The sequence below is a fragment of the Streptomyces flavotricini genome, assembly GCF_020639365.1.
GTDB classification, from domain to species: Bacteria; Actinomycetota; Actinomycetes; order Streptomycetales; family Streptomycetaceae; genus Streptomyces; species Streptomyces flavotricini.
In genome coordinates, this window is the sequence record NZ_JAINUL010000001.1 from 4653237 (window position 1) to 4675004 (window position 21768).

Annotated in this window: 21 protein-coding genes and 1 tRNA gene; 16 read left to right on the forward strand and 6 right to left on the reverse strand. The window is 72.0% G+C overall.

The genetic code is table 11. The features are described 5' to 3' along the window. The first annotated feature begins 197 nt into the window (after positions 1–197). Positions 198–689 (forward strand): ATP-binding protein, encoded by a 492-nt coding sequence (locus K7B10_RS21030; protein ID WP_229338026.1) that lies wholly within the window; start codon positions 198–200, stop codon positions 687–689. A gap of 104 nt (positions 690–793) precedes the next feature. Here the strand turns inward: K7B10_RS21030 and K7B10_RS21035 are convergent, their stop codons facing one another. Continuing rightward, positions 794–2260 carry an aminopeptidase P family protein gene (locus K7B10_RS21035; protein WP_229338028.1) on the reverse strand — a complete coding sequence of 489 codons (1467 nt, stop codon included), beginning with the start codon at positions 2258–2260 and terminating at the stop codon, positions 794–796. A gap of 104 nt (positions 2261–2364) precedes the next feature. Then, positions 2365–3999 (reverse strand): PP2C family protein-serine/threonine phosphatase, encoded by a 1635-nt coding sequence (locus K7B10_RS21040; RefSeq protein WP_229338030.1) that lies wholly within the window; start codon positions 3997–3999, stop codon positions 2365–2367. A 408-nt stretch (positions 4000–4407) separates the two neighbouring features. Here K7B10_RS21040 and K7B10_RS21045 point away from each other — a divergent pair, with 408 nt between their 5' ends. Together K7B10_RS21045 and K7B10_RS21050 are read left to right on the forward strand one after the other, a co-directional pair. Beyond that, positions 4408–5121, forward strand: coding sequence for a bifunctional DNA primase/polymerase (locus tag K7B10_RS21045; RefSeq protein ID WP_229338032.1), 714 nt, complete (start codon positions 4408–4410; stop codon positions 5119–5121). Between the two features lie 114 nt (positions 5122–5235). After that, the gene (locus K7B10_RS21050; RefSeq protein WP_229338034.1) at positions 5236–5853 is read left to right on the forward strand and encodes a hypothetical protein; all 618 of its coding nucleotides are present in this window, start codon (positions 5236–5238) and stop codon (positions 5851–5853) included. Positions 5854–6034: 181 nt separating this feature from the next. Here K7B10_RS21050 and K7B10_RS21055 read toward each other — a convergent pair whose 3' ends face one another. The 3 genes from K7B10_RS21055 to K7B10_RS21065 all read right to left on the reverse strand — a co-directional run bounded on the left by K7B10_RS21055 (position 6035) and on the right by K7B10_RS21065 (position 8666). Continuing rightward, positions 6035–7009 carry a DUF5926 family protein gene (locus K7B10_RS21055; protein WP_229338036.1) on the reverse strand — a complete coding sequence of 325 codons (975 nt, stop codon included), beginning with the start codon at positions 7007–7009 and terminating at the stop codon, positions 6035–6037. A 171-nt stretch (positions 7010–7180) separates the two neighbouring features. Then, positions 7181–7783, reverse strand: coding sequence for an ATP-binding protein (locus tag K7B10_RS21060; RefSeq protein ID WP_229338038.1), 603 nt, complete (start codon positions 7781–7783; stop codon positions 7181–7183). A gap of 85 nt (positions 7784–7868) precedes the next feature. Then, on the reverse strand, positions 7869–8666 hold the full coding sequence (locus K7B10_RS21065) for a glycerophosphodiester phosphodiesterase (RefSeq protein WP_229338040.1): 798 nt from the start codon (positions 8664–8666) through the stop codon (positions 7869–7871). 224 nt (positions 8667–8890) lie between these two features. Between K7B10_RS21065 and K7B10_RS21070 the strand changes: the two genes are divergently transcribed. The 6 genes from K7B10_RS21070 to K7B10_RS21095 all read left to right on the forward strand — a co-directional run bounded on the left by K7B10_RS21070 (position 8891) and on the right by K7B10_RS21095 (position 14403). Next, entirely contained in the window at positions 8891–10396 is a 1506-nt protein-coding gene (locus K7B10_RS21070) for a S1C family serine protease (RefSeq protein ID WP_229338042.1), read from the forward strand. 107 nt (positions 10397–10503) lie between these two features. After that, positions 10504–11409, forward strand: coding sequence for a LysR family transcriptional regulator (locus K7B10_RS21075; RefSeq protein WP_229338044.1), 906 nt, complete (start codon positions 10504–10506; stop codon positions 11407–11409). Positions 11410–11508: 99 nt separating this feature from the next. Beyond that, positions 11509–12063 carry a cysteine dioxygenase family protein gene (locus K7B10_RS21080; RefSeq protein ID WP_229338046.1) on the forward strand — a complete coding sequence of 185 codons (555 nt, stop codon included), beginning with the start codon at positions 11509–11511 and terminating at the stop codon, positions 12061–12063. Beyond that, positions 12063–13121 (forward strand): YeiH family protein, encoded by a 1059-nt coding sequence (locus tag K7B10_RS21085; protein ID WP_229338049.1) that lies wholly within the window; start codon positions 12063–12065, stop codon positions 13119–13121. The genes K7B10_RS21080 and K7B10_RS21085 overlap by 1 nt, the downstream gene beginning before the upstream one ends. 190 nt (positions 13122–13311) lie before the next feature. Continuing rightward, positions 13312–14274, forward strand: coding sequence for a trypsin-like serine peptidase (locus K7B10_RS21090; protein WP_229338051.1), 963 nt, complete (start codon positions 13312–13314; stop codon positions 14272–14274). A gap of 39 nt (positions 14275–14313) precedes the next feature. Continuing rightward, a tRNA-Ser gene (locus tag K7B10_RS21095) sits at positions 14314–14403 on the forward strand. A 391-nt stretch (positions 14404–14794) separates the two neighbouring features. Here the strand turns inward: K7B10_RS21095 and K7B10_RS21100 are convergent. Beyond that, positions 14795–15298 (reverse strand): GNAT family N-acetyltransferase, encoded by a 504-nt coding sequence (locus K7B10_RS21100; protein WP_229338053.1) that lies wholly within the window; start codon positions 15296–15298, stop codon positions 14795–14797. A gap of 167 nt (positions 15299–15465) precedes the next feature. Here K7B10_RS21100 and K7B10_RS21105 point away from each other — a divergent pair, with 167 nt between their 5' ends. The 7 genes from K7B10_RS21105 (at position 15466) to K7B10_RS21135 (ending at position 21655) form a co-directional block, all read left to right on the forward strand. Continuing rightward, positions 15466–15822, forward strand: coding sequence for a DUF6344 domain-containing protein (locus tag K7B10_RS21105; RefSeq protein ID WP_229338055.1), 357 nt, complete (start codon positions 15466–15468; stop codon positions 15820–15822). A gap of 542 nt (positions 15823–16364) precedes the next feature. Beyond that, positions 16365–16670: a hypothetical protein gene (locus K7B10_RS21110; protein ID WP_229338057.1), complete on the forward strand. Its 306-nt coding sequence runs from the start codon at positions 16365–16367 to the stop codon at positions 16668–16670. A 252-nt stretch (positions 16671–16922) separates the two neighbouring features. After that, complete coding sequence (locus K7B10_RS21115) at positions 16923–18074, forward strand: acyl-CoA dehydrogenase family protein (protein ID WP_229345264.1); 1152 nt, start codon at positions 16923–16925, stop codon at positions 18072–18074. Further along, positions 18071–19051, forward strand: a complete 981-nt coding sequence (locus tag K7B10_RS21120; RefSeq protein ID WP_229338060.1) for a bifunctional MaoC family dehydratase N-terminal/OB-fold nucleic acid binding domain-containing protein — start codon at positions 18071–18073, stop codon at positions 19049–19051. Before K7B10_RS21115 ends, K7B10_RS21120 begins: the two co-directional genes overlap by 4 nt. Continuing rightward, a complete protein-coding gene (locus K7B10_RS21125) occupies positions 19051–20100 on the forward strand; it encodes an acyl-CoA dehydrogenase family protein (protein WP_229338062.1) in 1050 nt (349 codons plus the stop codon). Before K7B10_RS21120 ends, K7B10_RS21125 begins: the two co-directional genes overlap by 1 nt. Then, positions 20097–20492, forward strand: coding sequence for a hotdog family protein (locus K7B10_RS21130; protein ID WP_229338064.1), 396 nt, complete (start codon positions 20097–20099; stop codon positions 20490–20492). The genes K7B10_RS21125 and K7B10_RS21130 overlap by 4 nt, the downstream gene beginning before the upstream one ends. Beyond that, positions 20489–21655, forward strand: coding sequence for a lipid-transfer protein (locus tag K7B10_RS21135; protein WP_229338066.1), 1167 nt, complete (start codon positions 20489–20491; stop codon positions 21653–21655). The genes K7B10_RS21130 and K7B10_RS21135 overlap by 4 nt, the downstream gene beginning before the upstream one ends. Positions 21656–21768 lie beyond the last annotated feature (113 nt).

Genomic DNA, 21768 nt, shown 5'->3' on the forward strand with positions numbered 1-21768 from the left:
CCTCACACCGTCCATACGGCAGGTCCGGAAGGTCGTGAGTGCCCCTGTACGAGGGCTTCACCTCGGGTGTCCCCGCCGGGGCGGAGGCCCGGATACGGCCGCATACACCGCCGCTTCGGAGTGCCGCATCGGCCGAATGAGGGCTGTGGCGGCCGCCGGGGGCTTACGCCCCGCCGCGTGCGGCAATACGTAACCGTATGAGCATCTGGTGGTCTCTCCACTTGAGGCGCGAAGCCGCGAGCGTGCCGCTCGCCAGGCGGTTGCTGCTGGGGACGATGGAGACCGCGGGGGTGGACCCGGACATCTCCTTCGATCTCTCGGTGGCACTGAGCGAGGCCTGCGCGAACGCGGTGGAGCACGGAGGCCCGGCGGCCGAAGCCGGTGCCGGCGCGGAATCCCTCCCGGAGGCGTGCGCGGCGTACCGCGTCACGGCCTACCTCGACGGCGACTGCTGCCGCATCGAGGTGACCGATTCGGGCCCCGGTTTCCCCGCGGCGACGGTCTCGGGGCACAGACCCCCGTCGGCCGGCCCCTCCGAACCCTCGGAGAGCGAGCACGGCCGGGGCCTGTGGCTGATCGCGGAGCTCGCCGACCACGTCAGGTTGCGCAACCGGCCCGGCCGGGGCGCGGTGGTCAGCTTCGACAAGATCTTGAAATGGCGTGAGGGAGCGCTGCTGAAGGTGTCCTAGCGGAAGGGCCCCCGGATACGCCGATGGACGGGACTCGCGTACGAGATCCCGCCCATCGGAGGTGAACGCGGGGCCGGCCCGAAGGCCGGGCCCCACGGCAGGCGTCAGCCCTTCAGGCGCGCCATCCAGGCCTCGACATCGGCCGAGGCGCGGGGCAGCCCGGCCGACAGGTTCCGGTTGCCGTCCTCGGTGACCAGGATGTCGTCCTCGATGCGGACGCCGATGCCCCGGTACTCCTCGGGCACGGTCAGGTCGTCGGCCTGGAAGTACAGACCGGGCTCGACGGTGAGGCACATGCCGGGCTCCAGCGTGCCGTCGACGTACGCCTCGGTGCGCGCGGCGGCGCAGTCGTGGACGTCCATGCCGAGCATGTGGCCGGTGCCGTGCAGGGTCCAGCGGCGCTGCAGGCCGAGCTCCAGGACGCGCTCGACCGGGCCCTCCAGCAGGCCCCACTCGACGAGCTTCTCGGCGAGCACGTGCTGCGAGGCGTCGTGGAAGTCGCGGAACTTGGCACCCGGCTTGACGGCCGCGATGCCGGCTTCCTGGGACTCGTACACCGCGTCGTAGATCTTGCGCTGGATGTCGGTGTACGTGCCGTTGATCGGCAGCGTGCGCGTGACGTCCGCGGTGTAGAGGGAGTGGGTCTCCACACCGGCGTCGAGGAGCAGCAGGTCGCCGGAGCGGACGTCGCCGTCGTTGCGGACCCAGTGCAGGGTGCAGGCGTGCGGGCCGGCGGCGCAGATGGAGCCGTAGCCGACGTCGTTGCCCTCGACGCGGGCGCGCAGGAAGAAGGTGCCCTCGATGTAGCGCTCGGACGTGGCCTCGGCCTTGTCCAGGACCTTCACGACGTCCTCGAAGCCGCGGACGGTGGAGTCGCAGGCCTTCTGGAGCTCGCCGATCTCGAACTCGTCCTTCACGGCGCGGGCCTCGGAGAGGTAGACCCGCAGCTCCTCGTCGCGCTCCTTGGTGACCTTGTCGGTCAGGGCCGACTCGATGAGGGAGTCGTGGCCGCGCACGTTGCGTACGGGGCCCTCCGCCTCGGTCAGCTCCTCGGCGAGCTTGCGCACGTCCTTGGCCGGGATGCCCAGCAGCTGCTCGGCCTCGGCGAGGGAGTGGCGGCGGCCGACCCACAGCTCGCCCTGGCCGGAGAGCCAGAACTCGCCGTTCTCGCGGTCGGAGCGGGGCAGCAGGTAGACGGTGGCGGTGTGGCCGGTCTCGCCCGAGGGTTCGAGGACCAGTACGCCGTTCTCGGTCTGGTCGCCGGTCAGGTACGCGTACTCGGTCGAGGCGCGGAAGGGGTACTCGGTGTCGTTCGAGCGCGTCTTGAGGCGACCCGCGGGCACGACCAGGCGCTCGCCGGGGAAGCGCGCGGAGAGCGCGGCGCGGCGGGCCGCGGTGTGCGCGGCCTGGGCGATCGGCTCCAGCCCGTGCAGCTCGGTGTCGGCCCAGCCCGTGCGCATGTTCTCCGCGAGTTCGTCGCTGACGCCCGGGTACAGCCCGTTCTTGCGCTGCTTGTGCTTCTTCTGGGGCTGCTCTTCTTCCGGGGTCTCCGGGGTGAGCTCGTCAGCCACGTCTTCTCCTCAGCTACGACACGTACGACAGCTACTGCAGGACCGGGTAGGACCGCATCCATCGTATGTGCGAGGGGAAGACGCCCGGCGGCGGGTGTGAGGAATCAGTCAAAACGGGCAGCGAGCAGGACGATGTCCTCCACTCCGTCCTCCGTGGCGGCCATGGCGGCCGTGGTGGCGGACGGGGCGGAAGCCGCCGCGGGGGCGGAACCGGCGGGGGCGACCGCCGGATCGTCCGCGGGCAGCACCGTCCGCAGGATGTGGTCGCAGAGGGCCGCCGGATCGTCACGGATGGCCCGGGGCACCCCCGCGGCGGCCGCGTGCAGCCGCGCGTAGGCCCGGTCCATGGAGTCTCCGGTCCGCCGCAGCAGCCCGTCGGTGTACAGCAGCACCGTTTCTCCTGGCGCGGGTTCGATCTCCACGCTCGGCGCCTCCCAGCACGACAGCATCCCGAGCGGTGCGGAGAGCGTGGTCTCCACGTACTCCGTGCGGTGCTCGCCGATGAGCAGCGGCGGGGTGTGCCCCGCCCCGGCCAGGATGATCTTCCGTCCCCGGTGTCCCCCGTGCGGGGCCCCGCCGGGTTCGCAGTACGCGAAGAGCGCCGTCGCGCAGCGCGCGGGCTCGGTCAGGCGCAGCAGCAGCTCGAGGTCGGACAGGACCGCGACGGGGTCCTCCCCCTCCATGACGGCGTACGCGCGCAGCGAGGCCCGCAGCCGTCCCATCGCGGCGACGGCGCTGGGCCCCGCCCCGCCGACGGAGCCGACGGCCAGTCCCAGGGCGCCCTCGGGCAGCGGCAGCGCGTCGTACCAGTCGCCCCCGCCGTGCGGTCCGGTGTCGTGGCGGGCGGCGAGCTGCACCCCGGGGATCCGCGGGAGCCGGCTGGGCAGCAGCTCCTCGGCGACCGTGGCCAGGCGCGTGCGGGAGCGTTCCACCTCCAGCATCCGGGCCAGGTGTTCGGCGGCGTGCCGCACGTAGAGCCCGGCGAGGTCGCGCTGGCGCTCGCTCGGCTCGGCCTGTTCGTCGTAGAGCCAGACGGCGGCTCCCAGCCGCCCCGTGGCCTCGGCCGTCAGCGGCAGCGCGTAGCTCGCGGCGTAGCCGAGCCGGGCGGCGACCTCGCGGTGGCGGGGGTCGACCGGGGTGCCGTACCCGCCCGAGCCGGGGGCGGCGTCGGGTTCGGGGAGCACCTCGGAGCCGCCCCGGGCGTCGGGGAGTCCGTCGAGGATGCGGCCGTACGAGGTCGCGGAGCGCGGGACGGTCTCGATGTGCCCGAGGTCCGCGCGGCCCAGCCCCAGGCCGATCGTGTGCGCCGGGCCGAGCCCGTCGGAGGGTTCGAGGACGACCAGGCCGCGGCGGGCGCCGACGAGGGCGGCTCCGGCACGCAGGAACTCCTGGAGGGAGGAGTCGAGGTCACGGGCGCGGGCGAGGCGCTCGGTGAGCTCGTGGAGGGTGGTCAGGTCGGAGACCATCCCCGCCAGCCTGTCCTGGATCACCGTGCTCGGTCCGGGGACCGCTGCCGCAGCTTGTGCCGGGGCGGTTCGGGCGGGCGTGGGCGCCGCAGTTTGCGGGGCCGCGGTAACTGCTGGATCGATTCCAGCCACTTTCGGCAGATGCGGGGCGCTCATGGCGTCCGCCTTTCCACCTGGTGCGATTCGCCATATAGCATCGCAAACCCCCAGATCGTGCTGCGCCGCCATCAATGAATCCACATCTACACGCACACGAGGATCGATGTCCAGCATTGCCCAGGTGGGAATCCTGGTGTCCGTGGGACGGCAACTCACTGTCCAGCCAAGGCTAGAACTTGGCTGGAAAAAGCCGGAAGCAGACGGTTTTTGCGATCGACTGGTCGGGCGTCGGAGTGGCTCCGGGTACCTAATCGGTGGTGCCCGGGGGGAGTTGGCGCAGCCCGGCGGTCGCCGGGAACCGCCCGGCACGGTCCGTCGTCCTTAGCGGCGGCAGCCGGTCTCGGCACTGGCGCGGGTCGCGTTCCGCCCCCGCCGGACGTTTGATGGACCCGTAAGAAGACTGCACGAACCGTGTGAACCTCCTTCAAGGCGGACAGTGACGCGAAACGTGTACGTGTGGTGAAACACCGGTTACATGGTGTGATGTGGCCCTCGGCGTTCAACGGAAAGGAACGAGCGCTCATGCGCGAGATCCTCGGAAGGCGTCTCCAGCGGCTCCGCGATCGCTTGAAAACCCTCCGCCCCGCCTCCGGGCAGAGCGGTGATCCGGCCCTCCCCCTCCTCGACGCGGCGCTCACCTGCGCCACCGCCCGGCAGTGGCCGGTGCTGCCCGGCGTCGGCCGCTCCGGCGCCGACAGCAACCGGTGCGCCTGCCCCGATCCCGACTGCGTCGTTCCCGGCGCGCACCCCTTCGACCCCGGGCTGCTCGCGGCCACCACCGACCCCCGGATGGTGGCCTGGTGGTGGACCAACCGGCCCACCGCCCCCGTACTGCTGGCCACCGGAGGGTCCGCGCCCTGCGCCGTGAGCCTGCCGGCCAACGCGGCCGCGCGGGCCGTCGTACGGCTGGACGCGCAGGGCATGCGGCTCGGCCCGATCGTCGCCACGCCCACCCGTTGGGCGCTGCTGGTCGCGCCGTACTCGCTGGAGCGGCTCGGCGAACTCCTGTACGCCAAGGACCACGTGCCCTCCGCGCTGCGGTTCCACGGGGAGGGCGGCTACCTGTTGCTCCCGCCCTCCCCCGCCTCCGGCGGGGGGCAGGTGCGGTGGGAGCGCGAGCCCGAGGACGGCCCCGTCCCCGGCGGTCTGTGGCTGCCGGAGATCGAGGCGGTCGTGCACGCGCTGGTCGAGGCGAGCAGCGGGGCCTCCGGCGGCGGCAGCCGGCTCGCTTACTGAACCGGCGCTCCGGACGCCCGCGGATCACTCGTACGGGTGTCAGCTCGACGAGTTTCCAAGGGAATTGGGCGCGGGGATCTCCGTGCCCCATTCCCGCATCGCTATCTTCGCCGAATGAATCTCCGCTTGATCGGTATCAGCGCCGGTGTGCTGATCATCTTGTCGCTCCCGCTGGCAGGAGCGATCGCCGGACCGGATTTCGCCGGTCAGGACGACGGAAAAGGCGGCGGGTTGCTCTCCTCGCTCGGACTGGCCGATCCATCGGGTGGATCGCGTACGTCGACACCTGCCGCCGGGCCCGGGCGGCGGGCCGAGCCGGCGCGGGGAACGTCGCCGGGGCAGCCGCCCGCGCAGCGGGCTCAGCCCGGCCCGTCCGAGCAGCCCCGTACGGATTCCCGGTGCGGCCCCGAACTCTCTTCCCCGCAAGGCCTGGAGGCACAGACCTGTGTCCTCGCGGGCGAGGGCCGGACCTGGGGTCGCAGCTACTACCGCAACACCAGCGGACGCGCGCTGGACGCCGTCCTGACGGTGATGGGGCCGGCGGGGCGCACGGTGCAGATCCGCTGCGCGGTCGGGGCCGGCGACGAGCCGGGACTGTGCGAGACGCCGCGTGAGGACTCGGCGGGGGCGCCGGACGCCTACTCGGCAGTTGCGGAGTTTGCAGTTCCGGATGATGAAGGGCGTCTGCTGCTGCGGTCCGGGAGCAACTCACCGGCACCGGCCGACGGTTGAGCGACGGCGGAAATGGAAGGGCCCGGTCGCTGGCGACGGGGGATGCACCAGCGACCGGGCTACAAGAACGGTAACAAGAGATCGCCTGTTCGCAAATTCGATCTCTGATATTCAGACACCGATTTGCAGGCGATTAGCGGGAGTTGTGACCCCAGTCACCGGTCCTGCACGGGCTCGGCGGTCAGCTGAGCGTGACCTGGCGGTTGGTGAGTCCGCCGCGCGCCCGGCGCTCCTCCGCGGTCAGCGGGGCGTCCGCGGTCAGGGCCGTGGCCAGCCGCTCCGCGAACTCCGCCGCGGGCTTCTCCACGTCGTCGGCGGTCACTCCGGTGGGCAGGTCCCAGACGGGGACCATCAGGCCGTGCGCCCGGAACGAACCGACCAGTCGGGTGCCCTCGCCGAGCGAGGACGTGCCCGCCGCGTGCAGCCGCGCGAGGGCGTCGAGCAGCTTCTCCTCGGGGTGCGGCATGACCCAGCGCAGGTGGTTCTTGTCCGGGGTCTCGCACCAGTAGGCCGCGTCCACGCCGGACAGCTTGACGGTGGGGATGGCGGCGGCGTTGGCGCGCTCGAGGGAGGCGGCGATCTCCGGGGAGGAGTTCTGAGCGCTCTCCGCATCCGGAATCCAGAATTCGAAGCCACTGTGCACAACCGGCTCGAAAACGCCGTCCGTGTCCAGGAGATCCTGAAGTCGCGGACCCTCGGCGGGCACGCGGCGGGCGGCCACCGGGGTGCCCGGTTCCGCGACGAGCGCGCGCTCCAGGGTGTCGGCCATGTCCCGGGCGAGGTCCCCGGTGGTCGAGTCGTTCTGGAGGCCGAGCAGGACGGAGCCGTCCTCGCGTCGCAGCGCCGGCCAGGCCATCGGCAGTACGGTCACCAGCGTGACGGACGGGACGCCTTCGGGCAGACCGCCCTTGAGCGTGAGCGGGATGGTCGCCGCGGGCACGAGCTCGCGCAGCGCCACCCAGTCGCACTCGGAGGGCAGGCCCTCGAAGGGGCGCGCCACATGCTCGGTGACCGCGTGTGCGGCGGCTGCGCCGTGGCAGGCCTTGTAACGGCGCCCGGATCCGCAGGGGCAGGGCTCGCGTGCGCCCACCACCGGGATCTCCCCGTTCTTGAGCTGCGGCTTTGCAGTCTTCGCTGCGGGGCGCTTCTTGGCCATCGTGGGTGTCTCCCGGTTGCGGCGGTACGGCGTTGTGTCTGGGCGCGAGCCTAGCCGTTCGCGCCGCCGCAACCGGGAGGGTGCGGCCGGGAGCACGGTCGGCGTGCGCTCCCGGCGGCCGCTCGTTCGGATGGCCGGTGTCGTCGTCGAGGATCCGGGTCGGGGATCCGGTCACGGATGGAGATCGTCGAAGGCGGTGCTGAAGTCGATCGCCGGGGGCGCAACGCGCGTAGCGAAATCCTCGTGCCGGGCCCCGCACGCAACCGTCACCCATACGGTGACCTCGCCTGCCGCTCCGTCCCGGACACCCCAGTCCTGGGCGAGGGCGCTGATGATGTTCAGCCCCCGGCCGCCGCGCGCGGTGACCGAGGGCGTGGCCGGAACCGGGCGGGTGGGGCCGCCCCCGTCCGTGACCTCGACCGTCAGCCGCCCCGCCTTGTCGATGCGCCACGCGGCGCGTATCTCCCCGTCCCCGACCTCTCCGGCACCCAGCGGTCTGCCGTGCCGGCAGGCATTGCTGAGCAGTTCGGAAAGGATCAGTACGGCGTCGTCCACGACCGATTCGGACACTCCGCTCATACGCAATTGCTCACGCATGCGGCGCCTTGCCTCGCCCACGCCCGCAGGACCATGGCATACGTCCATACGCGAAGACGTGGGCACTTCCTGTGCCACCACCAACGCCACCCCCGGAACCTCCTTAGCCCCACGCCATGGTCTGGATGCCCCAATGGCCTGGACCGGAAACCGACGCGGCGGAGCCCTCTGACGCATTCATGTCGGACGATTGCGGAGCGGATGCGCCGGTGCACACCCTGTCACCCGCGTGGCCTGCGGGGCGGGTGCGCAAAAGGGGACGTCAGCGCCCGAGCTGTGACAGAACTTGCCGCGGCCTGTTCGTGATGATTGCTTCCACACCCAGATCAGCGCAGAGCTGAACGTCTTCGGGTTCGTTCACGGTCCATACGTGTACGGAGTGGCCCGCGCTCTGGAGCTTGCGGATGAACCCGGGGTGGCTGCGCACGATGCGCATCCCGGGACCCGCGATCCGCACCCCGGCCGGCAGCCGCCCGTCGCGCATCCGGGGCGAGATGAACTGCATCAGGTACACGGTCGGAACCGTCGGCGCGGCCGCCCGCACCCGGTGCAGGGAGCGTGCCGAGAAGCTCATGACGCGGACCGGGTGCGGACCCTCGGCGGGCGGTGCGTCCAGCCCGAACCGCTTGAGGAGGAAGAGGAGCCGCTCCTCCACCTGTCCGGCCCAGCGGGTCGGGTGCTTCGTCTCGATGGCGAGCTGCACCGGCCGGCCGGCGTCCGCGACCAGCTCCAGGAGCCGCTCCAGGGTGAGCACGGAGGTGCGCTCGGGGTCGGCGTCCCAGTCCGGGGACTCCTCGCGGTCCTTCCAGGAGCCGAAATCGAGGGCGGCGAGGTCGGCCAGCTCCAGGGCGGAGACGGCGCCGCGGCCGTTGGAGGTGCGGTTGACCCGGCGGTCGTGGACCAGCACCAGATGGCCGTCGGCGGTGAGCCGGACATCGCATTCGAGGGCGTCGGCGCCGTACTCGATGGCCTTGCGGTAGGCGGCCAGGGTGTGCTCGGGGGCATCCTCCGAGGCGCCGCGGTGGGCGACGACCTGGATGGGCGGCAGTGCGTGGGTCACCGGGTCATGGTGCCACCGAGACGGCCCCGGGTGTCGGGATCCACCGTGCGGATGCGCCCGGAATGCCGGATATAAAGAATGGGGCAGACGCACAGGTCCGGCTTACAGTGCTCTGACGGGTCATGGGGAAGGCTTTTCCCAGGAACTTGTGCGGCACGTCGAACGTTCTGTCGGGCCGAATCGCCAGTTTTTCTGAAGCCGTGTGTGACGAGGAGAAGAGCGCTGTGAGCACCGAGAACGAGGGCACCGCGGCCCCTACGCCCCCCGCGGCCCCGTCCACACCCCCGGTGGCCGCTCCCGCCCCCGAGACGTCTGCGACCGCACCGGCCGCCGAGACCCCGGCGGCGCCTGCTCCGGCCGCACCCGTCGCGGAGCCGGTCACCCAGCAGCTCCCGCCGACGCCCGCGCCCGGCACGGAGCCGACCCGGCAGATCCCGCCCGCACCGGCCCCCGCCTACCCCCAGGCCCCCGCGCCGCAGGCTCCGGCCGCGCACGGCGCCGAGGGCTGGCCGCCCCCGCCGCCCGCGGTCCCGGCGTACGGCTCGGGAGGCGGCCACGACGGCGGCGCCTGGGGCGCGCCCCCGACCGCCGACGGCTTCCCGCCCGCCAAGCCGAAGGGCAAGGGCGGCCTGGTCGCCGCCGTGCTCGTGGCGGCCCTCCTCGCCGGCGGCGTCGGCGGCGGCATCGGCTTCTGGGCCGCCGAGCGCAGCGAGAACGGCGTCGGCTCGACCACGGTCGCCGCGAGCAGCACCCCCAAGGACCTCAAGCGGGAGGCCGGCTCGATCGCGGGCCTGGCCGCGGGCGCGCTGCCCAGCGTCGTCACCATCGAGGCCTCGGCCGGCGACGGCGAGGGCGGTACCGGCACCGGCTTCGTCTATGACCAGCAGGGCCACATCCTCACCAACAACCACGTGGTGGCCTCCGCCGCGAACGGCGGCAAGCTCTCCGCCACCTTCTCCGACGGCAAGAAGTACGAGGCCGAGGTCATCGGCCGGGCCCAGGGCTACGACGTGGCCGTGCTCAAGCTGAAGAACCCGCCGGCCGGCCTCAAGCCGCTGCCGCTCGGCGACTCCGACAAGGTCGCGGTCGGCGACTCGACCATCGCGATCGGCGCGCCCTTCGGCCTGTCCAACACGGTCACCACCGGCATCGTCAGCGCCAAGAACCGCCCGGTGGCTTCCGGTGACGGCTCCGGCGGCAAGAACTCGTACATGAGCGCGCTCCAGACGGACGCCTCGATCAACCCCGGCAACTCCGGCGGTCCGCTGCTCGACGGGCGCGGTGCGGTCATCGGCATCAACTCCGCCATCCAGTCGGCCGGCAACGGCGGCTTCGGCGGCGGCCAGGCCGGCTCCATCGGCCTCGGCTTCGCCATCCCGGTCAACCAGGCGAAGAACGTCGCCGAGTCCCTGATCAAGACCGGCAAGCCGGTCTATCCGATCATCTCGGTCTCCGTGGACCTCCAGTCCAAGACCGACGGCGCCAAGATCTCCGAGCAGGGTGCGCCCGCCAACGACCTGGTCGACCCCAACGGTCCGGCCGGCAAGGCGGGCCTCAAGCCCGGCGATGTGATCACCCGGTTCGGCGACAAGCCGATCGACAGCGGCCCGACCCTGATCAGCGAGATCTGGACGCACAAGCCGGGCGACGTGGTGAAGCTGACCTACCTGCGCGACGGCAAGCCGACCACCGTCGACATCACCCTCGGCTCGCGGGTGGGCGACAAGTAACGACGCCCGACCCGGGCGTGAAACCGACGGGGCCGCTGGCTTGATGGGAGGGGCCGTGGGCGCGAATACGCCTACGGCCCCTCCCAACGTCCGCTTATGCTTCCCATGTGTTCGATTCCCGGCACATACGTACTTTCCACGAAGTGGTGGCCTCCGGGTCCTACTCGGCGGCAGCCCGCGCCCTCGGGTACACCCAGCCTGCGATCACGCAGCAGATGAAGGCGCTCGAACGCGCCGTCGGTACCCCGCTCTTCACCCGGGTCGGCCGCAAGATGCAGCTCACCGAGGCCGGCGAGTCGATGGCCCGGCACGCCGAGTCCATCCTCGGCAGTCTCTCCGCCGCCGAGGCGCAGCTCAAGGCGTACGCCCGCCTGCGCACCGGGCGGGTCCGGCTGTGCGGCTTCCCCAGCGCCAACGTCACCCTGGTCCCGGAGGCCCTGAGTGACCTGGCCAAGGACCATCCGGGCATCCAGGTCGAGCTGTTGGAGGGGGAGCCCCCGGAGTCGCTGCGCCGACTGGAGCGCGGGGAGTGCGACATCACCCTGGCTTTCACCTACCCCGGGCTCCACGAGGAGATCCCGGAGGAGGTCGCCGAGGTCAGGCTGCTGGAGGACCAGCTGACGGTGCTGCTCCCGACCGGGCACCCGCTGGCCCGGCGGCGGGCCGTGCACCTGGCCGATCTCGCGGAGGAGCGGTGGATCGCCGGCTGCCCGCGCTGCCGGGCGAACCTGCTGCACGAGTGTGCCGAGCTGGGCTTCGTGCCCGACATCCGGTTCGCCACGGACGACAACCTGGTCGTGCAGAGCATGGTCGGACAGGGGCTCGGCGTGGCGATGATGCCCGCGCTCGTGCTGCCCTCCCTCTCCCTGAACAAGGTGTGCGGGCGGCCGCTCCAGCCCGCCGCGCGCCGGCACATCGCCGCGTACGTCTACCGCGATCACCTGCGCATCCCGGCGACCTCCGTGGTCCTGGACGCGCTCAAGCAGGTGGCTTCGAACCGCGTCGGCTGCTGATCACCGGACGTCCTTCCCCTTTAATTCATAAGCAGGGCTTGGGATTTCAGGTGAGAACTGTCGTTGGACGTGATGGGTCGGCTGTCCGACGCTGCGGGTATGACCACCACTACGCCGGCCCGTACGACCGCGAGGATGGCCGCCCTCGTCAGTGAGATCCGTACGGTCGTGGACCGGGGGCTGGCCCCGGACCTGACCGCCTACCTCGTCGGCGAGCGCGTCGCCCCGCACCTGGGCACGCCCGACCTGCTCACTCCCGAGCAGCGCGTAGGGGACCCCGAGCGGTACCGGCAGCACGTCCTGCACGCCGAGCCGGACGGAAGCTTCTCGGTGGTCGCGCTGGTCTGGCTGCCCGGTCAGGAGACCGCCATCCACGACCACGTCTCCTGGTGCGTGGCCGGGGTCCACGAGGGCGAGGAGAGCGAACTCCGCTACCGGCTGGCCCCCGCGACGGGAGACGCCTGCGCCCGACTGGTGGCCACCGAGCACGTGGTCAACGGCCCCGGTGACGTCTGTGGATTCGCCCCGCCCGGCGATATCCACAAGGTCTACAACTCCTGTCGTACCACGGCGATATCCCTGCACGTCTACGGAGCCGACGTCGTCCGCCTGGGCAGCAGCGTCCGCCGCGTCTACACGCTCCCCACCGACTGATGGCGCTGCTGAACCGCCCCGTACGCGGGGCGGACACCGAGGGCGAGAAGCATGTTTCACGTGAAATATCCTCGTCCTGGCCCGGGTTGGGGATGGCGGTCGCCGGAGTGCTGGTGGCGTGGTGCGTGCACCGGCTGGTGCCCGCGGTACCCATGCTGACCGCGTCGGTGGTGCTCGGCATCGCGGCGGCCCACCTCCCGGGCATACGCGAGGTCGTACGCGGTGCGGCCCGCCCGGGCCTCTCGCTGGCCGGGCGGCGGTTGATGCGGATCGGCATCGTCCTGCTGGGCCTCGGCCTGGGCCTTGACCAGGTACTCCGGCTGGGCTGGGCCACGGTGGCGATGGTGGCCGGGGTGGTCGCCGCCACCTTCTTCGGCACGCTTTGGCTGGGCCGCAGGCTCGGGCTCCCCGGAGACCAGCCGCTGCTGATCGCCACCGGGTACTCGATCTGCGGGGCCTCGGCCATCGGCGCGGTGAGCCAGGTATCGGGCAGTGACGAGGAGGACGTGGCCGCCTCGGTGGCGCTGGTGACCTTGTGCGGGACCCTGGCCATCGCGGTCCTTCCGCTTCTCCAGAGCCCGTTGGGACTCTCGGACCCGGCCTTCGGGCGCTGGGTCGGCGCGAGCGTCCACGACGTCGGCCAGGTGGTGGCCACCGCGCAGACCGCCGGCCCGGGCGCGCTCGGCGAGGCCGTCCTGGTCAAGCTGATGCGCGTGGCCCTGCTTGCTCCGCTGGTGGCCGCGGTGGCCTTCTCCGTACGGGCGCGGCGGCAGGGAGTACGCACGCCCTCTGGGCGCCGCCCGGCGCCGGTGCCGCTGTTCGTGGCCGGGTTCCTGGCCGCGGCCGCGCTGCGTGCCACCGGGGTGTTGCCCGACGCGGCACTGGAGTGGGCGCACACCGCACAGGAACTGCTCTTGGCGGCAGCCCTGTTCGGGCTGGGCAGCGCGGTGGACCTCCCCCGGCTGGCCCGGACCGGCGGCCGGGCCGCGGTACTGGGGCTCGGGGCCTGGCTGGTGGTGGCGGGGGTCTCGTACGCGGGCGTGCTGATGACGGTATGACCTCGGCGGGCGGGTTCTCGCGTTCCATCGAAGGGAGTTGGCCAATTCCTGGCCGGAACCGACCGAACGTTCCGACCCTCTCCTGACTTCTCGTGCCACACGTGCGACCCTGCGGCCGATCCGCACCGACAGCTCTTCACCCCCACCCTGCCCGTTCCGACGGGACCGGGCACGGCAGAAGGAGTCCTGCGTGAATCGTCATCGCACGGCAGCATCGGTCCTCATGGCGGCGGGCGCCCTGATCGCGGGCGCGCTGACGGCGGCCGCCCCCTCGGCCGCCGCCGATTCCCCGGCCTCGTTCAAGCAGCAGCACACCCAGGGTTTCTGGACCGCCGAGCGGATGCGCGGCGCCACCCCGCTGGACGTGACGGCGGCGCCGGGGACCGGGCGGGCGCCGGTCGCGGCGGCCGCGGCCCGGCCCACGGCGGTCGCACCGACGGCGGCAACCGCCGCGGTGGCCTCCCCGACGTCGTTCCCGCAGGCGGGCGGCGCGTGGACGGGCGGCGGCGCGGTGGTGAAGACATCGGGCCGCGTCTTCTTCACCTTCGGCGACCGTACGGCGTCCTGCTCCGGCGACTCGATCAGCAGCGCCAACGGCAGCACGGTCATCACCGCCGGACACTGCGTGAAGTACCAGGGCACCTGGCACACCAACTGGATCTTCGTCCCCGCGTACGAGAACGGGAACGCGCCCTACGGCCAGTGGTCGGCCACCAAGACCTTCGCGACGGACCAGTGGGCCGCCAGCGAGGACATGAACATGGACGTCGGCCTCGCCGTCGTCGCCCCGCTGAACGGCCAGAAGCTCAGCCAGGTCGTCGGCGCCCAGGGGATCCTGTTCAACGGCGGCTACAACAAGAAGATGTACTCGTTCGGGTTCCCGGCGGCCGCGCCCTATGACGGCACCAAGCTGGTCTACTGCAGCGGGAACACCGGCAAGGACTTCCTGCTGACCAAGGACCACAGCCTGGGCTGCAACATGACCGGCGGCTCCAGCGGGGGCCCCTGGTTCCAGGACTTCAACGAGGCCACGGGCCTGGGCACCCAGGTCTCGGTGAACAGCTTCGGCTACACCTTCCTGCCGAACCGGATGTTCGGCCCGTACTTCGGCAACGAGGCGAAGGCGGCCTACGACAAGGCCCAGAATTCCTGACCCGGCCGCCCCCCACCTGCCGGTACTCTGTACCGGCCAGGTGGGTTGCCCGAGCGGCCTAAGGGAACGGTCTTGAAAACCGTCGTGGCAGCGATGTCACCGTGGGTTCAAATCCCACACCCACCGCCAGATCAGAGAAGTAGCAGGTCAGAGGGCGGGTCCCCGAATCGGGGACCCGCCCTCTCCGCTCACCCCCGTGTTCGGATCGCAGCGGGGACATGGCGCTCCGCCGCTGTCCGGGCCATGGTCCGGAGCTTGGCGAAGTAGGAGGCGCAGTACTCCTGGTCTCCAGCGCGCTCATGACGTACATCGACGCTCCGCCGGGCAGAACCAGGTCGGCAACCAGGCCGTGCATGTCCGCGTAGTCGAGCACGTCGTGGGAAGCGCGGGGGTCCCGTACCGGCAGCCGGAGCGGGTCCGGCGGTGGTGGCACGGCGTTCATCGGTGCGGTCTTGCCGCCGGACGGTCGGCGGTGCCATCGGATTGTGCGGGCGGCGGGCCTGGCCGGCGGACCGGCGGGCTACGCCAGTACGGCCCGCCAGTCGTTGCTCGTGTGCCATTGGCCCGGCGGGTACTCGAACTCGGTCTCGCCGAGGAGTACGAAGCCCGCGGCGCGGCAGACGGCGTTGGATGCCGCGTGGTCCACGGACGGGAAGGCGTGGAGGTGGCGGCGCGTGCCGTGCGCGGTCGCGTGGGCGATGACGGCGCGGGCCGCCCGCGCGGCGAGGCCGCGGCCCTGGAACTCGGGGAGGACGCCCCAGCCGGTCTCGTAGACCTCCTCGTCCTTCCATACGCGCTCCCAGAAGGCGATCGTGCCCATGCTCTCGCCCTCGGCGACGATCCGGAACACCCGTCCGGCCGCCGGCTCGCGGGCGCTCAGCGCCAGGTACCGCTGATGGCGCTCCCGGAGCTTGGCCTCGGTCTCCGGGCCGCCGAGATGTTCGGTCATGACGGGCTCGTTCTTGCGCAGCAGCAGCCAGAAGTCGTCCTCGGCCCAGGGCACGAGCTGTAGGGATGCGTCCATGCCGCCACGGTAGGCGTGACCCAGGTCCAAAAGACACGCCCTAGGCCCTTCGAGTGGTGTTTGTCGGAAGATCGGCGCGGGTCGTGGGGGCGCTGCGGTTGCGACCACATCATGACGAATGTATGCAGATCCGCCCGTCGGAACATCGCGAAACGAAGGACCTCGTCATGGCTCACCGCATCACCGTCACGTCGATCTGGACCGCAGTCGTCGCCGTCGTCGTGGCCCTCCTCGCCTCCCTCGGATTCGGCGCCAAGGCCGCCCCGGCCGCCACCGCCACCTCCGAGGCCCCTGCTCCTTCCCGTTGCGCGGCGGCCGTCGTACGCCGGCCGGCCCGGCCGATGGGACGGCGGAGCTGGCGGGCGATGATGCGCGGCGGGTCCCTCCCGCCGACCATCAAGCAGCGGATCCGCGCCGAGGCGCACGGCAAGGCCCCGTCCGTCCGCCGCTCGACCACCGCCGCCGCGTCCCTGGCCGGGAGCAGCTCCGGAGCCGGCCGCGAAGAGCTCGAACTGGTTGCGTAGCACCCGTACGGCGTCGTCGTGCAGGGCGCATCAGCATCACGTACCAACGCGGCAGGCGGTAGAGAGCGGTAACGGCAGCAGCAGGCGCTGGAGCCCGGTCGGCAGGTCGCGACCGCGGATCGCGCCGGTGATGTGCCCCGGAGCGGGGCACGGCGGGATGGCCCCGGCGGGCGCCGGGGGCGCGCAGGGGGCGTGAAGCTTGGCATTGCAGGGCCGCAGGCCCGGGAGACGGTGGGGTTCCCGGACGGAGCGGCCCTTTTCGGCATGTCCGGCGCACGGCGCACATGAGTTTGAGGGAACGTTTCAGCTCAGATCCGGCGGTGGTTTCGGCCGACTCCGCCCCGCTGACCAGCGGTGTTGGGGTGCGAATGGGGTTTATCCGATGTTGCTCATACTTGCGGGGGAATCGTGGACTCCGGGCTGGTTCGCCGGGGATTCGGTGGGCAACTCTGGTCTCGCGACGTCGTCACCACGCAACGACCGAGGTGGTCGGCCAACTGCCTTGGAGCAAGTCCCACTTCGCTTTTCTGGAGGATTCAGACATGGCAAGCATCCGCACCGCCCGCGTCTTCGCCGCCGTCGCCGCTCTCCCCCTCGCCGTTTCCCTCTTCGGCGGTGTGGCCTCCGCCGACAACGGCTCCTTCGCGAACGACGGATCGAATGCGAGCGTCGCCAGCATCATCGGCAGTGGCGTCGGCGGGAGCAACAGCGGTAATTCGTCGACTTCCCAGCAGGTGGCCACCGGCTCCGGTGCGTCCAACCAGAACAACACCGCGCAGGTGAACGGCTCGGCCTTCACCGCGATCCAGCAGGGCAACCTCGGGGTCAACTTCCATCCCTGGTGGTAGGTGATCACCGAGTCCTCTGAGTCTTGAGGGCGCCTGTGTCACCGGACCGGCTGGGGTCCGGTGGGGCGGGCGCCCTCGCGCGTGCGCGCATCCGCGCAGCGATACGCGCGCCGGACCCGCGCGCCGGACGTGCGCCGTCCCGCGCACCGGTCCGCGCGCAGTCCCTCCGGGGCTCTCCCGACCTTGACATCCACAGTGAATCTGACGGACAGTCAGGTTCACTCGATGATGCGATGCCGGGAGGCCAGCGCCGTGCACCTCGCCCCGACCGAAGGCCAGTTGCGGCTCCGCGCCGAACTGCGGGAGTACTTCCACGATCTGCTGCCGGGCGGGCCTCCCGAGGACCCCGCCGCCCAGCGCGCACTGCTGCGCCGCATCGGCGCCGACGGACTGCTCGGCCTCGGCTGGCCCGTCGAGTACGGCGGCCAAGGGCGGGGCCCCGACGAGCAGTTCGTCTTCTTCGACGAGGCCTACCGGGCCGGCGCCCCTGTCTCCATGGTCACCCTCAACACCGTGGGCCCGACCTTGATGAAGTACGGGACCCCGGAGCAGAAGGACTACTTCCTGCCCCGGATCCTCAGCGGCGAGATCGTCTTCGCCATCGGCTACTCGGAGCCCGGGGCCGGCACCGACCTGGCCTCGCTGCGCACCCGCGCCGTACGCGACGGAGCCGACTGGGTCGTCGACGGGCAGAAGATCTTCACCTCCAACGCCCAGAGCGCCGACTGGATCTGGCTCGCCTGCCGCACCGATCCCGACGCCCCCAAACACAAGGGCATCTCGATCATCCTGGTGCCCACCGGCGCCCCGGGCTTCGCGTGGACCCCGATCGACACGGTCGGCGGGCTCACGACCACGTCGACGTACTACGACGGCATCCGCGTACCCGCCGGGAACCTCGTCGGCCCCGAGCACGGCGGCTGGGGGCTGATCACCAACCAGCTCAACCACGAGCGCGTGGCCCTCGCCGCCATCGGCATGCAGGCCGAGGACTTCTACACGAAGGCCCTGCACCACGCCCGCACCCCCGATCCGGTCACCGGCGAGCGCCCCGCCGACCGCCCCTGGGTGCGGTCGCGGCTCGCCGAGGCACATGCCCGGCTGGCCGCCGTGCGCCTCCTGAACTGGCGCCTCGTCCAGGACGTGGGCAGCGCCACCCTGGCCCCCGGCGACGCCAGCGGCGTGAAGTTCCTCGGCACCGAGTCCACCGTCGAGGTGTACCGGATGTGCCAGGAGGTGGTCGGCGAGGAGGCCCTCGTACGGGGGCCCGCGGCGTTCGCCGGCGGCGAGCTGGAGCGGATGAACCGGGCCGCACAGATCAACACCTTCGGGGGCGGGGTCAGCGAGGTCCAGCGCGAGATCGTCGCCATGATGCGGCTCGGCATGAAGGGAAGGAAGCGATGACCGCCACGGCGGACCAGGCAGCGGGAAGGGGTGCGGATGCGGACGCCGAGGAGGCCGCCCGGTTCCACGCCCTGCTCAAGACCTTCGAAGGGCGCCCCGCCGCCACCGCGGGCCGGGGCAAGGACCCCGTCAACCAGCCGATGATCCGCCACTGGTGCGAGGCGATGGGCGATGCCGACCCCGCGTACACCGGCCCGGACGCCATCGCCCCGCCCACCATGCTCCAGGCCTGGACGATGGGCGGGCTCTCCGGGCACGGCGACCGCTCCTCCGCCTACGACGAGCTCCTCGCCCTGCTCGACGGCGCGGGCTGCACGTCCGTCGTCGCCACCGACTGCGAGCAGGAGTACCTGCGGCCGCTGCGCCCCGGCGACACGATCACCTACGACGCCGTCATCGAGTCCGTGTCCCCGCGCAAGACGACGAAGCTGGGCACCGGCCACTTCGTGACCACCCGCATGGACGTGCGCGCGGACGGCGAACTGGCCGGGACCCACCGCTTCCGGATCCTCAAGTACGCGCCCGCCGCCCCGCGCGAGAAGAAGCCCGCGGCCCGGCGCCCCCGCCCGGTGGTCAACCGCGACAACCAGGGCTTCTGGGACGGGGTCGCGGCCCGCGAGCTGCTGATCCAGCGCTGCACCGCCTGCGCGACCCTCCGCTTCCCCTGGCTTCCCGGCTGCAACGCCTGCGCGAGCCTGGACTGGGACACCGTCGAGGCCTCCGGCGCCGGCACGGTGTTCAGCTACGTCGTCATGCACCACCCGCCCTTCCCGGCCTTCACCGCGCATGAGGATCCCGCTGCCGCGGGGGGCCCGTACGCGGTCGCGCTCGTCGAACTCGCCGAGGGCGTCCGCATGGTCAGCAACATCACCGGCGTCCCGTACGACAAGGTCCGCATCGGGATGCCCGTGCAGCTGGAGTTCCTGCGGGTCGACGAGGACCTGGAGCTGCCGGTCTTCCGAGGGAGCGAGGGCTGATGGACTTCCATCCCACCGAGGAGCAGGCCGCGGCGGCCGGGCTGGCCGGCCGGATCTTCCGCGACCTCGCCACCCACGAACGCCTCGCCGCGGCCGGCACCGGCAGCGACGCCGAGCTGTGGAAGGCCCTCACCGCCGCCGGACTGACCGCCGCCGTGGAGGACATAGGCCTGCTCGGCCTGGTGCTGCTGCTGGAGGAGCAGGGCCGCACCACCGCGCAGGTCCCGTACGCCGCCACCTGCGCGTACGGGATCCTGCCCGTCGCCGCGCACGGCAGCGCCGAGCAGCGCCTGCGGCTGCTGCCCGCCCTGGGCTCGGGCGAGGCGGTCGCCACCGGAGCCTTCCCGGCCCGCGGCCGCATCACCGCCTCGTCTGACGGCCGGCTGACCGGGACCGCCCCCGTCGTGCCCTGGCTGCGCGACGCCACGCACGTGCTGGTCCCGGACGCCGACCGGTTCCTGTGGCTCGTACGGACGGACGCTCCCGGCGTCGGGACGCCCGAGGTGGAAACCACCGCCCCCTGGTCGGCGGGGCGGCTCACCCTGGCGGGGGCCGAGGCCGAACGGCTGGGCGACGGCCCGGCCTACGAAGCCGTACTGGCCACCGCCCGCATCGCCTTCGCGGGGCTCCAGGCGGGGGTCTGCGCGGGCTCGCTGGCCCGCGCCGTCGAGTACACCTCCACCCGCGAGCAGTTCGGGCGGCCGCTCTCCACGAACCAGGGGGTCATGCTGCGCGCGGCCGACGCGTACATGGACACCGAGGCGATCCGGGTCACCGCGTACGAGGCGGCCTGGCGGATCGACGAGGGACTTCCGGCGCGCGAGCACGCCCTGACCGCGGCTTGGTGGGCCTCCGAGGCCGGCACGCGGGTCGTGCACGCGGGCCAGCACCTGCACGGCGGAATGGGAGCCGACCTGGACCATCCCGTCCACCGGCACTTCCTCTGGGGGCGCCAGCTGGACGCGTACCTGGGCTGCGGCGGCGAGCTGCTGGCCGAGCTGGGCGCGCTCCTGTCCGACCACGCAGCACCCGAGGGGGACGACGCATGAACGTCGGCGACACACTGGCGCCGCTGGAGATACCGGTCACGCGCACGCTGATCGTGGCGGGCGCGATCGCCTCGCGCGATTACCAGGACGTGCACCACGACGCCTCGCTCGCACGCGAGAAGGGCTCCCCGGACATCTTCATGAACATCCTGACCACCAACGGCCTGGTCGGCCGGTACATCACCGATCGGCTCGGGCCGGGTGCCGTCCTGCGCAAGGTGGCCATCCGGCTCGGCGCCCCCAACCACCCGGGCGACACGATGGTCCTGACCGGCACCGTGGTCGCCCTCGACGGGGACCGGGCGGAGATCCGGGTCGTCGGCGCCAACGGCATCGGCCACCACGTCACCGGCACGGTCACCGTCATCCTCCCGGCGGAGGTGGCGGCATGAGCGTCAGGCACCGCGACACGCTCGGCGGGCGCGCCGCCATCGCCGGCATCGGCGCGACCGAGTTCTCCAAGGACTCCGGCCGCAGCGAGCTGCGGCTCGCCGTCGAAGCCGTGCACGCGGCCCTCGACGACGCCGGGCTGACCCCCGCCGACGTCGACGGCATGGTCACCTTCACCATGGACACCAGTCCCGAGATCACCGTGGCCCAGGCCGCCGGGATCGGGGACCTCTCCTTCTTCTCCCGGATCCACTACGGCGGTGGCGCGGCCTGTGCCACCGTCCAGCAGGCCGCCCTCGCCGTCGCCACCGGGGTCGCGGAGGTCGTGGTCTGCTACCGCGCGTTCAACGAGCGCTCCGGCCGCCGTTTCGGCTCCGGGGTGCAGCAGCGCGAGCCCTCGGCGGAGGGCGCGGCGCTCGGCTGGTCGCTGCCCTGGGGACTGCTCACCCCGGCCTCCTGGGTGGCCATGACCGCGCAGCGCTATCTGCACGCGTACAACCTGACCCCCGAGGCCTTCGGCCACGTCGCGGTCACCGACCGCCGGCACGCCGCGAACAACCCCGCCGCCTACTTCCACGGCAAGCCCATCACCCTCGCCGATCACGCCGCCTCGCGCTGGATCGTCGAACCGCTGCGGCTGCTGGACTGCTGCCAGGAGACGGACGGCGGTCAGGCGCTGATCGTCACCAGCACCGAGCGCGCCCGGGACCTGCGCCGCGCACCCGCCGTGATCACCGCCGCCGCGCAGGGCGCCGGGCGCCGCCAGGAGGGCATGACCTCCTTCTACCGCGACGACCTCACCGGGCTCCCGGAGATGGACGTGGTCGCCCGTCAGCTGTGGCGGACCAGCGGACTGCGGCCCTCGGACATCGACGTCGGCATCCTCTACGACCACTTCACCCCCTTCGTCCTGATGCAGCTGGAGGAGTTCGGATTCTGCGAGCCCGGCGAGGCCGCCGACTTCGTCGCCGCGGACGCGCTGCCGCTCAACACCCACGGCGGCCAGCTCGGAGAGGCGTACCTGCACGGGATGAACGGCATCGCCGAAGCCGTCCGGCAGATGCGCGGCACCTCCGTGAACCAGGTGGCGGGAGCCTCCCGCGCCCTGGTCACGGCCGGGACCGGGGTCCCGACGTCCGGGCTGATCCTGGCAGCCGACGGCTGAGCCGGGAGCCGTGGGCCGGCCCACGGGCCGGCCCGCGCGCGTCGCCCGGGGCACCCGAGGTCGCCCTGCCCCTCCACCTTCAGGAGGTGGGGCAGGCCCCACCCCTACAACCT